The sequence below is a fragment of the Rothia sp. HMSC068F09 genome, from assembly GCF_001812775.1.
In the GTDB taxonomy this organism is placed as follows: domain Bacteria; phylum Actinomycetota; class Actinomycetes; order Actinomycetales; family Micrococcaceae; genus Rothia; species Rothia mucilaginosa_A.
Window position 1 is genome coordinate 39,941 of record NZ_KV810418.1, and the last position, 15,884, is coordinate 55,824.

At 60.1% G+C, this 15,884-nt stretch carries 12 protein-coding genes; 9 read left to right on the forward strand and 3 right to left on the reverse strand.

Going from position 1 to position 15,884, the window contains the following annotated elements; all coding sequences use genetic code 11:
- Positions 1-344 precede the first annotated feature (344 nt).
- Positions 345-1,283: a polysaccharide deacetylase family protein gene (locus tag HMPREF2874_RS02025; RefSeq protein ID WP_141754203.1), complete on the forward strand. Its 939-nt coding sequence runs from the start codon at positions 345-347 to the stop codon at positions 1,281-1,283.
- A gap of 144 nt (positions 1,284-1,427) precedes the next feature.
- Here HMPREF2874_RS02025 and HMPREF2874_RS08955 read toward each other — a convergent pair whose 3' ends face one another.
- The 3 genes from HMPREF2874_RS08955 to HMPREF2874_RS02035 form a co-directional block, all read right to left on the reverse strand.
- A complete protein-coding gene (locus HMPREF2874_RS08955) occupies positions 1,428-1,979 on the reverse strand; it encodes an excalibur calcium-binding domain-containing protein (RefSeq protein WP_083309813.1) in 552 nt (183 codons plus the stop codon).
- Positions 1,980-2,260: 281 nt separating this feature from the next.
- Positions 2,261-3,001 (reverse strand): DsbA family oxidoreductase, encoded by a 741-nt coding sequence (locus tag HMPREF2874_RS02030; protein WP_049347321.1) that lies wholly within the window; start codon positions 2,999-3,001, stop codon positions 2,261-2,263.
- A gap of 234 nt (positions 3,002-3,235) precedes the next feature.
- Complete coding sequence (locus HMPREF2874_RS02035; protein ID WP_070648768.1) at positions 3,236-4,360, reverse strand: polysaccharide deacetylase family protein; 1,125 nt, start codon at positions 4,358-4,360, stop codon at positions 3,236-3,238.
- Between the two features lie 188 nt (positions 4,361-4,548).
- Here HMPREF2874_RS02035 and HMPREF2874_RS02040 point away from each other — a divergent pair, with 188 nt between their 5' ends.
- The 8 genes from HMPREF2874_RS02040 to HMPREF2874_RS02075 all read left to right on the forward strand — a co-directional run bounded on the left by HMPREF2874_RS02040 (position 4,549) and on the right by HMPREF2874_RS02075 (position 15,863).
- Positions 4,549-5,634, forward strand: coding sequence for an App1 family protein (locus HMPREF2874_RS02040; protein WP_049343013.1), 1,086 nt, complete (start codon positions 4,549-4,551; stop codon positions 5,632-5,634).
- 838 nt (positions 5,635-6,472) lie between these two features.
- Entirely contained in the window at positions 6,473-6,697 is a 225-nt protein-coding gene (gene nrdH, locus HMPREF2874_RS02045; protein ID WP_049343012.1) for a glutaredoxin-like protein NrdH, read from the forward strand.
- A 74-nt stretch (positions 6,698-6,771) separates the two neighbouring features.
- Positions 6,772-7,302, forward strand: coding sequence for a class Ib ribonucleoside-diphosphate reductase assembly flavoprotein NrdI (gene nrdI, locus HMPREF2874_RS02050; protein WP_049332502.1), 531 nt, complete (start codon positions 6,772-6,774; stop codon positions 7,300-7,302).
- Positions 7,275-9,455 (forward strand): class 1b ribonucleoside-diphosphate reductase subunit alpha, encoded by a 2,181-nt coding sequence (gene nrdE / locus HMPREF2874_RS02055; protein ID WP_070648769.1) that lies wholly within the window; start codon positions 7,275-7,277, stop codon positions 9,453-9,455. The genes nrdI and nrdE overlap by 28 nt, the downstream gene beginning before the upstream one ends.
- 157 nt (positions 9,456-9,612) lie before the next feature.
- Positions 9,613-10,590: a class 1b ribonucleoside-diphosphate reductase subunit beta gene (gene nrdF, locus HMPREF2874_RS02060; protein WP_049343010.1), complete on the forward strand. Its 978-nt coding sequence runs from the start codon at positions 9,613-9,615 to the stop codon at positions 10,588-10,590.
- Between the two features lie 274 nt (positions 10,591-10,864).
- The gene (locus HMPREF2874_RS02065; RefSeq protein ID WP_049347328.1) at positions 10,865-11,908 is read left to right on the forward strand and encodes a zinc-dependent alcohol dehydrogenase family protein; all 1,044 of its coding nucleotides are present in this window, start codon (positions 10,865-10,867) and stop codon (positions 11,906-11,908) included.
- Positions 11,909-12,132: 224 nt separating this feature from the next.
- The gene (locus HMPREF2874_RS02070; protein WP_049343008.1) at positions 12,133-13,845 is read left to right on the forward strand and encodes a formate--tetrahydrofolate ligase; all 1,713 of its coding nucleotides are present in this window, start codon (positions 12,133-12,135) and stop codon (positions 13,843-13,845) included.
- A gap of 1,244 nt (positions 13,846-15,089) precedes the next feature.
- Positions 15,090-15,863 carry an MBL fold metallo-hydrolase gene (locus HMPREF2874_RS02075; RefSeq protein ID WP_070648770.1) on the forward strand — a complete coding sequence of 258 codons (774 nt, stop codon included), beginning with the start codon at positions 15,090-15,092 and terminating at the stop codon, positions 15,861-15,863.
- The last annotated feature ends 21 nt before the right edge of the window (positions 15,864-15,884 follow it).

Genomic DNA, 15,884 nt, shown 5'->3' on the forward strand with positions numbered 1-15,884 from the left:
GCCGCGGGTGCCCGAGCTGATCAACGCTGAAGTGATAGAAGCCCCCTGTGCTGAATAGTGCAGGGGGCTTTGTCGCGGAAGTTCGTTGTGGAAGCGGGGTCTAGCGAACCGGATGCTGCGCCGGGGTTGAGTGGGGTTCTAGGGCTACGTTGAATACGGTCGGTGGGGTACGCGGGTTTGAGGCGTTGCACGTTCTGACGGTGTTCTGGCGGCGGCGGTTGGGGGTTCCGATAGTCCAAGAGAAGGTTTACGCATAAAACATTAATAAACATCTCTTTAAGGGTTTTAACGTAATCTTTCGATTTCTCAGATACCTATAGGGGCTGTTATTTTACACTGGGAGCATGAACACCGCTCAAAATCCGATGCTATTCGAGGTACATCGGGCCAATAGAAACACCGTCCATTCCGCAACGACCCGCCGCGGCGTACTCCTGGGCATGGGACCCCTAGGCCTGGGCGCTTTGGGGCTCGCCCTCACCTCCTGCTCCGCTAAGGCCGAGGCAAGCAACGCAACGGGACAACCCACCGCGAGCCCGTCGGAGAGTCCCTCCGCATCCGGTAGCCCTGCTGTCACCTCCTCCGCCGCGCCGAGCGGTTCCGCGACCCCTTCCACTACTCCGAGTTCCGGCAGCACGCAGGCCCCCGGTAACCCTGTGCCGAAGCCCCGCCCCTGGGATGGACCGCAGACGGGGCTTGTTGGTGAGGGCAAGTACGTCGCCTGGACGGTTGATGACGGCGCCAACCCTGATGTGGTGCGCGCGTACGCCGAGTTTGCTCGCCGCACCGGCACGCGCCTCACCTTCTTTATCAACGGTCAGTACCCCTCTTTTGAGCAGCATCGTGACCTGTTGCTTCCGCTAGTGAAGAGCGGGCAACTGCAGATTGCGAACCACACGTATAGTCACGCCGCGCTGACCAAACTCAGCGATGAGCAGATCGTTCGGGAGCTGACGCGCAATGATGAGAAGATTCAGCGGCTTTTTGGGGTGTCGTCGAAGCCGTATTTCCGCCCCCCGTACGGGTATTATGATGCGCGCGTGCTGGCGGCTGCAGCCTCGTGCGGTTTCACGCGCCCGGTGCTGTGGTATGGCTCCCTAGCTGATTCTTCGAATATTCCCTCGCAGGAGGTGCTTCGTTTTGCGAAGGAGTACGTGGATGCGCAACGCATCATTATTGGTCACCTGAATCACCCCGGGGTGATTTCGGTGATGGATGAGATTAGGGGCCTGATGGACCGTATGGGGCTCACGACTGTTACGATTCGCGACTACTACGGTTAGGTTGCCGTAGCGCCGACCGGCTAAGCTTACTTGCCTCAGCCCCGATTGAGTTCACGCCAACTGACGTGGGCCTTCCGGGCACGGCGGAGCCCCCTCGTACTAGAAATAGTACGAGGGGGCTCCGCTATACCTGGGGGTAGAAGCTTAGTGCTTCTTCTTCGGCTCGCACGCCACGCCATCACCGTCTTTATCTAGACCAGGGCGGTAACCCGGATCACCACGATGCAACGGCGCCGCACCAGCCGCACGAGCATCAGCGCATGTTTCGTAGTAAACACTCGACTGCGCCGGAGCCTGCTGAACCGGCTGCGCGGGAGCTTGCTGAGCAGGAGCCTCAGTCGCCGGAGCCTGCGCGGGCGCCTGCTGCGCGGGCGCCTCCGTAGCTACCGGCGCCTCAGAAACCGGAGCCGCCGGCGCCTCCGCAGAAGGAGCCTCAGTAGCCGGTGCCTGCACGGGAGCCTCAGTCGTCGGAACCGGAGACGGGGTTACCGTCGGGGTAGGAGACTCCGAAGGAGTCGCGGACGCACTCGGCGTCGGAGAAGAACTAGGAGTAGCTGAAACCGAGGGGCTAACCGAAGCAGAAGCCGACGAAGACACAGACGGCACAGGCTTCGGAACGCGAACAGACGAAGAGCAACCGGTCAGCAGCAGAGCACCCGCAAGAACACCAGCGGTCGCGGTGTGAATTTTCAACACAATATTCCTTTATAAAGTGAGTGGATAAGCGTGTTCACCGTAGAACACACACTCCAGTGTAAAGGAAAACCACCCAGTCTGTGGACAACGTTGGACCGCATCAAACAATCTGACAAGGGAAGATGCAACCTGCAGGCATAGCGAAGCCCCCTCATGCCGGTTCACGCAAGAACCGGCACAAGGGGGCTTCGCTCTATTAAGGTGTCTACATCAGTTAGGGGCGCTGGGAGAGTAGCGCCCCGACCGGACAGCTCTAGTCAGAGCTCTAGCCAGAGCCGCCGCTAGGAGCAGTTACCGTTCATATCGCAGGAGGGGCCCGCCTCCGCAGCATTGTTACCTGCCGCGTCACCAGCCGCGCCCGCCAGAGGGTTCAAAAACTCAACACGGTGAGTCTCCTCCCACACCTGACGCAGCGCCTGCACCAGCATTTCCGCAGGCTGCGCACCACTGACCGCCCACTTCGACTCAATCAAGAAGAACGGCACACCGTTAATGCCCAGCTGGCGCGCCAACTGCTCATCGGCACGCACATCCGCCGCGTAACGGTCGCTCTTCAGCACCGCCTCAACCTCGGCAGTATCCAGGCCAATCTCAGAAGCAATATCCAGAATCGACTCGTGATCCTGCACCGAACGGCCCTGCGTAAAGTACGCCAGCTTAAACGCCTCCTGCGCCGCCGACGCCAAGCCCTGCTCCGCCGCATAGTGAATCACACGGTGCGCATCAAACGTGTTACCGTAGCGTGCCTGACGCCAATTGAAATCCAAACCCACCTCGCGGGCACGCTCCGCCAACGACTCCTGGCTCGCAATCGCCTGCTCCAACGACATCTGATACTTACCGGCAATCATCTCAGGCAGCGAACCGGCAGGATGCTCCGTAGCCGACGGGTCCAGCTCAAAACTATGCCACACCACCTCAACCTCGTCACGGTGCTCAAACTCGGCGAGCGCCTGCTCCAGGTTACGCTTGCCCACGTAGCAGAAGGGGCACACAATATCGGACCAAATATCAATACGCATGTTATCTATTCCTTTCATACTCGGATGCGGCACGCTGCCGCCCTGTATGCTCACCCAACGCACGGACCACCCTGTTTATTCCTGCGCTACCCGCCCGATGTTCAGCGAGTCGGGGAAAGAAAACCGGCAGCGGCGGGCACGGCGAAGCCCCTTCCCTCCCGCGCAGGGAGAGAAGGGGCTTCCAATAATCACAGCCTCGAGTGCACCTCTCGGAATCACCCGATCCGAACCGGCCTAGCGGTTTGCCGCGGCGGGGGCACCCGCAGTGGCCGAGGCCGTGGTCGAACGCGAAGCCGCGGGCTGGGGCGGCTGCTGTTGAGCCGGCTGGGATGCGCGCGTGGTGGCGGCCGGCTGCGAGGGGGTCCTGGTTGCGGCTACCTCATCCTCGTACCGCGGGGTTGGGGCCGGAGTGGGGGTGGGGGTCGGCGAGGGAGCCTCGGTTGTTGCCTCCGCGGAGGGAGTCTCGCTCGGCTCGGGGGTTGCGGTCGGGCTGGGAGCCGCGGCCTTAATCTCCTCCTCCGAGGCGTCGCCGTAGTAGTCACGAATCGTGACCGGGGTCAGGCCGCGCTCGTCCAGCAGGCCCTTGATCTTATCCAGAATCGGAATAATCGTCTCGTAGTTCAGGTGGCCCAGAACAATCTGCTGCGGAAGCATATAGCGCAGCGAACGCATGTAAATTACGCGGGCGCTGGTCTTTGCCTCGTCGCCGGTCGTGCCGTTCCACATGACCGGGCGGGTAAAGCCAATCTCACCGGCGGCCTTCAGCACGGCCTCGTTATAACGGCCGTACGGCGGGCGGAAGTAGGGCTTAGACGAGACACCGAAGATGCTCATAATCTCGTCCTCGTTGCGCTGCAACTCCTCCTTCACGCCCTCGGCGTCCAGGGTGGTCAGGTCGGTGTGGTTGTAGGTGTGGTTCGCAATCTGAATCTGCCCGCTCTGAACCAGCGGACGGAGAATATCAACGTTGTTCTTGAAACCCACGTACGAGGCGTTAATAAAGAAGGTCAGGCGAGTATTCGTACGCTTGGAGAACTCGGCATAGCCGCGAATAGCCTCGGGGCTGGCACCGTCGTCAACCGTCCACGCGATGTACTTGCCCTCACCCACGAGAGCGTTGCCCACGCCGGGCCACTCGCGCGGCTTATCAATCGGGTTACCGGTGACGGACTGGGTCGGCGAGTTCGTGGCTACAGGTCGGGGAGTAACGGAGGGGCTATCGCTACCGGCCTGGTAGGGAGTAAAGTTGCCGCTCGTGCTGTCGTAGTCGTTATTCGACTTGTTCGAGCAGGCTGCGATGAGCGGAAGCATAGCGGTGCCGAGCACAAAAAGTCGGCGGTTAGGCTGTGAGTGGATCATACCTTCCAGGATAACGCCCGCGTGGGTCCTACAAGAACCTGAACGGCCCCGCCACCCCAAATAATGCGCATATCACAGCGGGGTCTCGTCCTCACCCGCGTATTTAAAGGTATCGACGTGCTGGGCTCGGCCCGCGAGGGGACGGGCTCAGTTACACTAGTGGGGTAAGAGTCTGAGGGGATAACGAATTGCGCAACCTAGTCAATGACGCCGCTGACGAGGCGGTTAATATCGGTTACCGCGTGGCCGACCGCCTGCACCGCTGGCGTGAGAAGCGCGCTATCGCCGCCGGCCGCGAGCCGATTCTTGTTCCCAGCGAGGGGTACGGGCGAGTTGCATCCGAGGGGAACCCGGGCTGGGTTCGTATCATCGCCCGAGCCCTCTACAACACGGTCGACCTTGAGCGACTCCTGCAGGTCGTGGAGGGTACCCAAGACACCGCTAATCCCATGCGAGGCTGGCGTGCCTTCACCGCGATCGCTATGTCGGATGCCCCGGTCACCATCGTTATCGGCGGTACCAAGTACGAGGCGTACACCGACCGCGGCGGCGTGCTCGACGTGAAGCTTGAGATTGACCTGGAACCCGGCATGCACGAGGTCATCATGTACGTGCCCGGGTCGCGCGCCGTAGCCACCAGCGTTTACATCGTGCCGGAGTCGCAGAAGCTAGGCGTCATCATGGACGTCGACGACACCGTCATGGTGACCATGCTGCCGCGCCCCCTCGTAGCCGCATGGAACTCCTTCGTGCTCGACGAGCACGCGCGCATCCCGACCCCCGGCATGGCCGTCATGACCGACCGTATTCGCCGTAGTGAGCCGAACGCGCCGTTCATGTACCTGTCCACCGGTGCGTGGAACATTACCCCGACCCTGCGCCGATTCCTGAGCCGTAACGGTTACCCGCGCGGCACGTTCCTGCTTACCGACTGGGGGCCGACCCCCGACCGCTGGTTCCGGTCCGGCACCAAGCACAAGGTGGATTCCCTGCAGCGCCTGGTTGAGGAGTTCCCGCAGATGAAGTGGATCCTGGTTGGTGACGACGGGCAGCGCGACCCGTACATCTATAACGGCTTCGCGGTGCGTTACCCGGACAACGTGGCGGCCATCGTGATTCGTAACCTGACGGTGGGGGAGTCCGTGCTCGCCTCGGGCCGCGTGTGGAGCGATCACCGCGCCGAGCAAATGATGCGCTCGCCCCTGTGGATTGAAGCCACCGACGGCGTGACGCTCAGCAAGAAGCTCCGCGATCTGGGAATCATCGACTTCTAGACGCACAGCTGCGCGCTTTTGCGCCCACGCATACCCTATATACGGCGAAGGCCGGCCACTCCAGCACGGGTGGTCGGCCTTCTCTGCGTACTGAGCTCTGTAGGCTCCAAGCCCGCCCCGGACCCTGCCCCGAAGATTCCGGTTCGTCCATCGGGGCTGTGGGGTGTTTAAGGCTTAACCAACTTAAACCAACGACACACCGGCCAGTCGCGAAGAGTTAAAAATCTTTTGTACAGCTTTAATCACACCCCTTCGTCGCGGTCAGCCCCCGGATTAAGGGCTCATTAAGAAAACCTGTTCGTCTTTAAAACCCCGTCGTTCCGCGTCATGATGGGCGAGTGTTAAACCTGCGCTTAAATCAAGCCCGAGGAATACGGCCCCGGACGTCTTAAAACGTCAGAGGGGTTAAAAGCACCCTAAGAAACGAACGGGGAGGGCCAACCAAAATGCCACCCAACTTAAACCCCACCTGTGGATAACCCCGCGAGGTCCCCGAAAATCCGGCGAACTCCACCACCGGGCGGGTGTGGATAAGCCCGCGAGGCACCCCATTAAGTGGGTTCGGCTGTGGGTTTATCGAACGAAACACGACCCGCGCACCACATCATCTTGTGGTGCAGAAATTTCTTGGCACTAGATGTAGTATTAATACTCGGTTCCACCGCTTAGGCCCCTCGGGGCCCTCCCCGCAGAACCGCGAGGCAACAGATCCGCCCCCGCACGACGGGCGGCACCGCCCCGGCAGGGTAGAGGTACGACGGTGGAGCCCCTAGGAAAACACGCCAGAATCATTCACAAGATAAACCCGCCTGAGCGGGAGAAAGTATGAGGCACTCTCATGGTAGTGACCGTGTACACCAAGCCCCAGTGCGTTCAGTGCAACATGACCTACCGCGCCCTCGACGCGAAGGGTATCAGCTACACCAAGGTTGATATCACCGAAGACACTCAGGCCCTTGAGATGGTTAAGTCCCTCGGCTACCTGCAGGCCCCCGTCGTCATCGCAGGCGAGGAGCACTGGTCCGGTTTCCGTCCCGATAAGATCAACGCTTTGGAAGCGTAAATCCAGCCGAAACCCACATAAACGGAATCGGCGTCACACAGCCATACCGGCACATACGAAGTAAGGAGCTCACGTTGAGTACCGTCCTCACGCCCAACCCCGCAGATGAACACGCAGAAATCCGCAAGATTCTCATGGATGCGCGTAACTCCTCTGAGGGTCGAGCGACCGAGGCTCTGGCGGACGCATCCGCGCCACTCGTCGTGTATTTCTCCTCCATCTCCGGCAACACCCACAAGTTCGTGGAGAAGCTTCGTGCTCGCCGTCTCCGCCTGCCCCTGCGCACCGGCGAAGACACCCTGGTGCTTGATGAGCCCTTCGTGCTGATCGTTCCCACCTACGGCAAGCCCGAAGGCGCAGGCAATGTTCCCCCGCAGGTGGTAAAGTTCCTAAACGTGGATCAGAATCGCGCGAACATGCTCGGTGTGATTGGATCCGGCAACACTAACTTTGGCCCGCTCTTCGGCATCGCGGCAGATATCGTCGCGAAGAAATGCAACGTGCCCGTGCTCTTCAAGTTCGAGCTCATGGGTACCGAAGCAGATGTAGAAAAAGTCAACGAAGGATTGGAAGCATTTTGGACGCAAAACTGCCCTCAGCACTAGAGACGCTCGGTGCGAGCCACACCGGCAACACCGTACCCGAGAAGTTCCGGGGTATGAGCTACCACGAGCTGAACGCTCTGCTGAACCTCTACGATGAGAACGGCAAGATTCAGTTCGACGCCGACCGCCAGGCAGCACGTCAGTACTTCCTGCAGCACGTCAACAACAACACCGTGTTCTTCCACGACCTGGAAGAGAAGATTGAGTACCTGATCGAGAACCAGTACTACGAGCCTGAGCTCTTCGAGAAGTACAACTTCCAGTTCATCAAGAACCTGTTCAAGCGCGCCTACGCCGTGAAGTTCCGCTTCCCGACCTTCCTGGGTGCCTTCAAGTTCTACACCTCCTACGCGCTCAAGACCTTCGACGGTCAGCGCTACCTGGAGCGCTTCGAGGACCGCGTCTGCATGGTGGCGCTGCTGCTGGCAGAGGGTAACGAGAAGCTGGCCGAGGAGATCGTGGACGAGATTATCTCGGGCCGCTTCCAGCCGGCCACCCCGACCTTCCTCAACGCGGGCAAGAAGCAGCGCGGCGAGCTGGTCTCCTGCTTCCTGCTGCGCATGGAAGACAACATGGAATCCATCGGTCGTTCCATCAACTCGGCCCTGCAGCTCTCCAAGCGCGGCGGCGGCGTGGCATTCGCCCTGACCAACCTGCGCGAATCCGGCGCGCCCATCAAGAAGATTGAGAACCAGTCTTCGGGCGTTATCCCCGTCATGAAGCTGCTGGAGGACGCCTTCTCCTACGCTAACCAGCTGGGTGCACGTCAGGGCGCCGGCGCGGTGTACCTGCACGCACACCACCCCGACATCTACTCTTTCCTGGACACCAAGCGCGAGAACGCCGACGAGAAGATTCGTATCAAGACCCTCTCCCTGGGTGTCGTGATCCCCGATATCACCTTCGAGCTGGCCAAGAAGAACGAGGACATGTACCTCTTCTCCCCGTACGATGTGGAACGCATCTACGGTGTGCCCTTCTCCGACATCAACGTCTCCGAGAAGTACTACGAGATGGTCGACGATGCACGCATCACCAAGACCAAGATTAACGCTCGCGAGTTCTTCCAGACCATCGCGGAGATTCAGTTCGAGTCCGGTTACCCGTACGTGATGTTCGAGGACACCGTCAACCGCGCGAACCCCATCGCCGGTAAGGTCATCATGTCGAACCTCTGCTCCGAGATTCTGCAGGTTTCCGAGCCGTCCACCTACCACGCCGACCTCGGCTACGAGACCGTCGGTAAGGATATTTCCTGCAACCTCGGTTCGCTGAACATCGCCCTCACCATGGACGGCGACGACTTCGGCAAGACCGTGGAGACCGCAATCCGCGCGCTGACCTCCGTCTCGGACCAGTCCGATATCCGCTCCGTGCCGTCCATCGAGCGTGGCAACAAGATGAGCCACGCCGTGGGCCTGGGCCAGATGAACCTGCACGGCTACCTGGCACGCGAGCACGTCTTCTACGGTTCCGAAGAGGCGCTGGACTTCACCAACATGTACTTCTACACCGTGACTTACCACGCAATCCGCACCTCCATGCTGCTCGCTAAGGAGCGCGGTGAGCGTTTCGAGGGCTTCGAGAACTCGAAGTACGCCTCCGGTGAGTTCTTCGCCAAGTACATCGAGAAGGAATGGGCACCGCAGACCGAGCGTACCCGCGAGCTGTTCGCCAAGCACCACATCCCCACCCGCGAGGAGTGGATTCAGCTGGCAGCCGACGTCGCACAGCACGGCATGTACAACCAGAACCTGCAGGCTGTTCCGCCGACCGGCTCGATTTCCTACATCAACGGTTCGACCTCTTCGATTCACCCGATTGCTTCGAAGATTGAGATCCGCAAGGAAGGCAAGCTCGGCCGCGTCTACTACCCGGCACCGTACATGACCAACGACAACCTGGAGTACTACCAGGACTCGTACGAAATTGGTTACGAGAAGATCATCGACACCTACGCCGTGGCAACCCAGCACGTGGACCAGGGCCTGTCGCTGACCCTCTTCTTCCGCGATACCGCAACCACCCGCGATATCAACCGCGCCCAGATTTACGCATGGCGTAAGGGCATCAAGACCATCTACTACATCCGTCTGCGTCAGATGGCTCTTGAGGGTACCGAGGTTGAAGGCTGCGTATCCTGCATGCTCTAGGCTCGAATGTTGGAGACATTCAGCCTGAGCTGACACACCATAACTACTAGAGGGGCGGGGCGGCCGGCCCGCGGCTCCGCGCGATTCAGGGTGACTCGCGCGGAGCCCGACGCGGCCCAGATGAGCCGTCACCGCCCCCAAGAATCGGAGAATTATCATGAGCGAAAAGGTGAAGCTCGTCGACCACGTCGTTGAGGCTATCAACTGGAACCGCATCGAGGATGAGAAGGACCTCGAGGTTTGGGACCGCCTGACCGGTAACTTCTGGCTGCCGGAGAAGGTGCCGCTGAGCAACGACGTGCCCTCCTGGAAGACCCTGACCGACGAAGAGAAGCAGCTGACCATGCGCGTCTTCACCGGTCTGACCCTGCTGGACACCATCCAGGGCACCGTCGGCGCCGTCTCCCTGCTGCCCGATGCCGTGACCGCACACGAGGAAGCCGTGTACACCAACATCGCGTTCATGGAGTCCGTGCACGCGAAGTCGTACTCCTCGATCTTCTCGACCCTCGCCTCCACCAAGGAGATTGACGAGGCATTCCGCTGGGCTTCTGAGAACGAGCACCTGCAGAAGAAGGCCAAGATTATTCTGGCCTACTACACCGGTGACGACCCGCTGAAGAAGAAGGTCGCCTCGACCCTGCTCGAGTCCTTCCTGTTCTACTCGGGCTTCTACCTGCCCATGTACTGGTCCTCGCACGCAAAGCTGACCAACACCGCCGACCTGATTCGTCTGATTATTCGTGACGAGGCTGTGCACGGCTACTACATCGGCTACAAGTTCCAGCGTGGCCTGGCCAAGGAGACCCCGGAGCGTCAGGCAGAGCTGAAGGAGTACACCTTCAACCTGCTGTACGAACTGTACGAGAACGAAATCGCTTACACCCACTCCCTGTACGACGGCGTGGGTTGGAGCGAGGACGTGAAGAAGTTCCTGCACTACAACGCCAACAAGGCCCTGATGAACCTGGGCTACGAGGCAATGTTCCCGGCTACCGTGACCAACGTTTCGCCGGCCATCCTCTCGGCACTGTCCCCGAATGCTGACGAGAACCACGACTTCTTCTCCGGTTCCGGCTCCTCCTACGTGATTGGTAAGGCCGTGAACACCGAGGACGAGGACTGGGACTTCTAAGCACCCTTTCTTGCCTTGAGATATAAGGCTTGACAAACCGAGCGGAACCCCCGCGTGTCCACTGTGGATGCGCGGGGGTTCCGCCGTTTAACCGGGCCATTTAACCTGCCAGGATGCAGTGGGCAAGCGCTAGGGAAGCGGGGGAGCGGCACCCTGGTTCCAGCTGTGGGCACCTCGCTACAAACTCTTCACCCCGTAGCATAAAAGACTGTTGATATATCGGGGTGCGGGGCGTACTGTGGAACCACTATCCCCAAATCCTGGAAGGAACATCATGCGTTCAGTCGTCATGGAAGCCCCCGGTAAGGTCGTCGTCAACGAGGTCGACAAGCCGACCCTGCTCGAACCCACCGACGCCATCATCAAGCTCGCGGCTTCCTGCATCTGCGGCTCCGACCTGTGGTCTTACCGCGGCGCACAGCCTGTCGACCACCGGGCAATGGGCCACGAATACATCGGCGAGGTCGTCGAAGTAGGCTCCGAGGTCACCACCGTAGCCCCCGGCGACTTTGTCGTAGGCTCCTTCTGCATCTCCTGCGGCGAATGCGAAACCTGCACCGCAGGCTACCCCTCCCGCTGCCTGAAGGCAATCGCAGCAGGCGACGCCTTCATCGGTATGCGCTCCAACGGCACCCAGGCAGAATACGCTCGCGTACCCTTCGCGGACGGCACCCTCGTCAAGACCCCCGCAACCCCCACCGCGGAGCAGATCCCGCACCTCATGGCGGCCTCCGACGTGCTCGGCACCGGCTGGTACGCAGCAGACGCAGCGCAGGCAGGCCCCGGCAAGACCATTGTCGTCGTCGGCGACGGCGCGGTCGGCCTGAGTGCAGTTATCGGCGCTAAGCAGCTCGGCGCGGAGAAGATCATCATCATGTCCCGCAACCCCGAACGTCAGGCGCTCGCCAAGGAATTCGGCGCAACCCACATCGTGGAGGAGCGCGGCGAAGAGGGCATCGCCAAGGTCATGGAGCTCACCGACGGCGTGGGCGCACACGGCGTGGCGGAGGCTGTCGGCACCCAGCAGTCCTTCGACCAGGCTCTTGGATGCGTACGCCACGGCGGCTACATCGGCTTCGTGGGCGTGCCGCACGACAGCTCCATCGGTACCGATGCTCTCTTCGGCAAGCAGGTGCACCTGGAGGGTGGCCCCGCCCCCGTGCGCAAGTACCTGCCGACCCTCATCGACCTGATTTACAAGGGCGAAATTGAGCCCGGTAAGGTCTTCGACCTGGTCCTGCCCATCGACGAGGCCCCCAAGGGCTACGAGGCAATGGACCAGCGCACCGCCACCAAGGTGCTGCTGACCATGCCGTAATAGCTGGTCGTAGAGCCGGTTCCTGTACCGGCAATCCGGCATGTACGCGTTACTCATCCCCGCATCCGACCCTGCCCACCCCATGTGAGCGTAGGGTACCGGAGGCGGGGATGACTTTCGTTAAAAACCACTTTCTTGATGCGCGGGACGGCGAGGTGAGGGACAAATGCGTGAGCTAACACATAGAATGAAAGAGCATGATTCGTACAACTCGAAGGATGACAATGACGAAGAAGCCTTTCCCCTCCGACCTCGAAATCGCGCTTGCTGCCGATCTGTGGCCGATTAGCAAGATCGCAGCAGAGAGCGGCATCAGCGAAGATCGCCTCGAACCCTACGGCAAGTACGTCGCCAAGGTTCTGCTCGACGAAAGCACCAACGCAGAGACCGCCCGCAAGCGCGGCTCCAAGTACATCGTGGTGACCGCGGTGACCCCGACCCCGCTTGGCGAAGGCAAGACCGCAACCTCCGTCTCCCTCGCACAGGGCTTCGCACAGACCGGCCGCAAGGCTGCGCTGGCTCTGCGTCAGCCCGCAATGGGCCCGACCTTCGGCATCAAGGGCGGTGCCGCAGGTGGTGGCTACTCCCAGATCGTTCCCATGGAGAAGCTGAACCTGCACCTGACCGGCGACTTCCACGCCGTCACCGCGGCCCACAACCTGCTCGCCGCCATGATTGACAACCACCTGCACCACGGCAACGAGCTGCGCATCGACCCGCGCGCAATCGAGTGGCGCCGCGTTATCGACATGAACGACCGCTCCCTGCGCAACATCGTCGTGGGCCTGGGCGAGCGCATGGACGGTGTGGTCCGCGAGACCGGTTTCGACATCACCAGCGCCTCCGAAATCATGGTGATTCTCTCGCTGGCCACCTCCTTCAAGGACCTGCGCGAGCGCCTGGCAAAGATCGTGATTGGCCTGAACTATGACGGCGAGCCCGTCACCGCGGCCGACCTGAAGGCTGACGGCGCAATGTCCGTGATTCTGGCCGACGCCATCAACCCGAACCTGCTGCAGACCCTGGAACACACCCCGGCCCTGATTCACGCCGGCCCCTTCGGCAACATCGCAACCGGTAACTCCTCCGTGGTTGCTGACTACGTGGGCCTGGAGTACTCCGACTACGTGATTACCGAGGCTGGCTTCGGCGCCGACATGGGTGCTGAGCGTTTCTTCAACGTCAAGTGCCGCGTCTCCGGCCTGAAGCCGGACGCCGCAGTGCTGGTCGTGACCGTGCGCTCCCTGAAGTCCCACTCCGGCCTGTACAAGATCGTTCCGGGCAAGCCCCTGCCCGAGGGCATGCTGCAGGAAAGCCCCTCCGATGTGGAGAAGGGCGCGGAGAACCTGAAGAAGCACATCGAGATTGTGCGCGACTTCGGTGTTCAGCCGGTCGTGGCCATTAACGCCTTCCCGACCGACTTCGATTCCGAGCACGAGACGATTCGCCGTATCGCCGAGGAGGCCGGCGCTCGCGTGGCCATCCACCACGGTGTGGCCGAGGGCGGTAAGGGTACTATCGACCTGGCGAACGTTGTGGCTGAGGCTTGCGACGACGTTTCGGACCTGAAGTACACCTACGATCTTGAGGACTCCATCGAGACCAAGATTGAGAAGGTCGCAACCAAGGTCTACGGCGCGGACGGCATCTCGATTGCTCCGGCCGCCGCTAAGCAGCTCAAGCGCTTTGCGGAGCTGGGCTACTCGCACCTGCCCGTGGTCATCGCGAAGACCCACCTGTCCATCTCTTCGGATGCATCGCTGAAGGGCGCTCCGACCGGTTGGACCCTGCCCGTGCGTGAGGTTCGCCTGGCTGCCGGTGCCGGCTACGTCTACGCAATCTGCGGCACCATGCGCACCATGCCGGGCCTGAGCAAGAGCCCCGCGGCTGAGCGCATCGGCTTCGACGAGAACGGCGTGATGGTCGGCCTGTCCTAAGACGGCTGTTTCAGCTAATCTATAGCTGGTAAGAGGCGGCGTTCCTTCCCTAGAGCGGGGGAGGGGCGCCGCCTTTCTGCGCGCCGTGTGCCGATATGGGGTCTGCCGGGGGGTGATCTAGCCCCGTCGGTGATGCTGATTCGTCGGTTGTTTTCGCCGCTCGTCGTCTGTGGAGAGCTCCGCTAGGTGGCTTGAAGACCACCCTCACTATGAGCTGGAGGGTTTATTTACGGGGTGATATACGGACTGTAAGGGGTTGCCATGAGGGGCCCTTTCGGGGTCTGTAAATCTTAAATTGGTCTGTATGTGTTATTTTTCCTCCTCGATATTTGCTTGAGCCTTATCTTTCGTTAAACACCCTCTGGAGGTTGATTTTTAAGCGAGTCATACACCTGCATTTTGTGAAAATATGGCTTTGACTAGTATTTTTTCTTTTTTGTGAAAATTTTCGAGGTTGCACTTTCGGGTCCATGGAAGGGTGGATGATGAAGCCTTTGTTTATAAAAGCGTTGGCCAACTGGGTGTTTTTAGGAGTGGAGCAGACCAATAAGATTTCCCATTAGAGGCTTTTGTGGGCTGTTTTGTGGCGGGCAATGCGAAGGGATGTGGTCAAAACGAGGTGAAAAGTAGTTGCTTCAACTAGAAAGTTTCTTTAGGTTTAGGTTGATATTCCGCGGAATATCAAGGGAAAACGGGGTATTCAACCCTCGTAAATGTCTCAGCGGGACCCCCTGAGAAAGATGCACCTGAGTGTCAAATTGAGGGAAAGCTAAAAATTTTTTTCAGTGATATGGCTCACTTATTGGAGCAGAAAAATAAAATTGGTACGTATGTATATCCTAAAAAACGGGTGGAATTATTACAGAACGGTTACAGTGAGGCTCCGGTCACTTAAATTGGCGTTCCGTACCAAAATGACTCGCCGGACAGGGTGAAAAAACTCCGCTATGATGGATGCATCAAGTAATCGTGAGATTTCCAAAGTCCTCGGGTTGCTTGTGTTTGAGTGAGTGATAGATACCCCTGGGTGTCATGAGAAGCGACTGTGTATCGATGCACGGTCGCTTCTCTGTTTAACTTTTAAAATTCATGCGGTGCCTCGACCGGAACCTCATCCGAGCTGCACCCGTCCCGGGCAAAGGCTGTGCGTTCAAAGTCGAGCGCACCCAAGAAACCGCCGAGGCGCATCCCGCAGGGGAGTACCCCGGCACCTCCTAAACTGGAACACCCCCTACACTGGAAGTATGACTACATACCCCGAATCCACCCTCATCTTCGAGAACCCCGAACTGACCGTGCGCGCGCTCAGTGTTTCCGAGATGGACAATAGCGTCTACCTCATCACCATGCGCGCCACGGGCGAACAGGTACTCATCGACCCGGCCGCAGAAGCCGAGGAGCTCTACGCCTTCACCCTCGATGCACTACTTCAGGACTGCCCGCAGCTGGAACTCACCGATGCCGAGGACCGCCGCGTGCGCGTCATGGAGAAGGAAGAAGACTTTGATGCCCTCAAACCCCGCGCAATCGGCCTGACCGGCATCCTGGTTACCCACGGCCACTGGGACCACATTCGCGCCATTGCCGAGCTCGAGAAGCTCACTGGCGCAATCACCTCCGCCGGGGATGCCGATGCCGACGCCATTAAGGAGCAGGAGAACTTCGAAGTGGAGGAGCGCCTGCACGGTGGTGAGGTCTTCGATTTCTACCTCTCCGACACCGTGGTGCGCGCCCTGCATGTGCCCGGCCACACCCCCGGATCCATCGTCTACGTGCTCGAAACCGCGTGGGAGGACGGCACCCCCGTCACGTTACTCTTTACCGGCGATGCGCTCTTCCCCGGCGGCGTGGGCAAAACCGACTCCCCGCAGCAATTCGGTGAGCTCTTCTCCAACGTGCTCGAAAAGCTCTTTGGCGGCTTCGATGATGACGCAATCGTGCTGCCCGGCCACGGTCGTTCCACGACACTCGGTGACGAGCGCCCGCACCTGGAGGAGTGGGGCACCCGCGGCTGGTAGCTCGGCCCCGGCGCGCTCTCG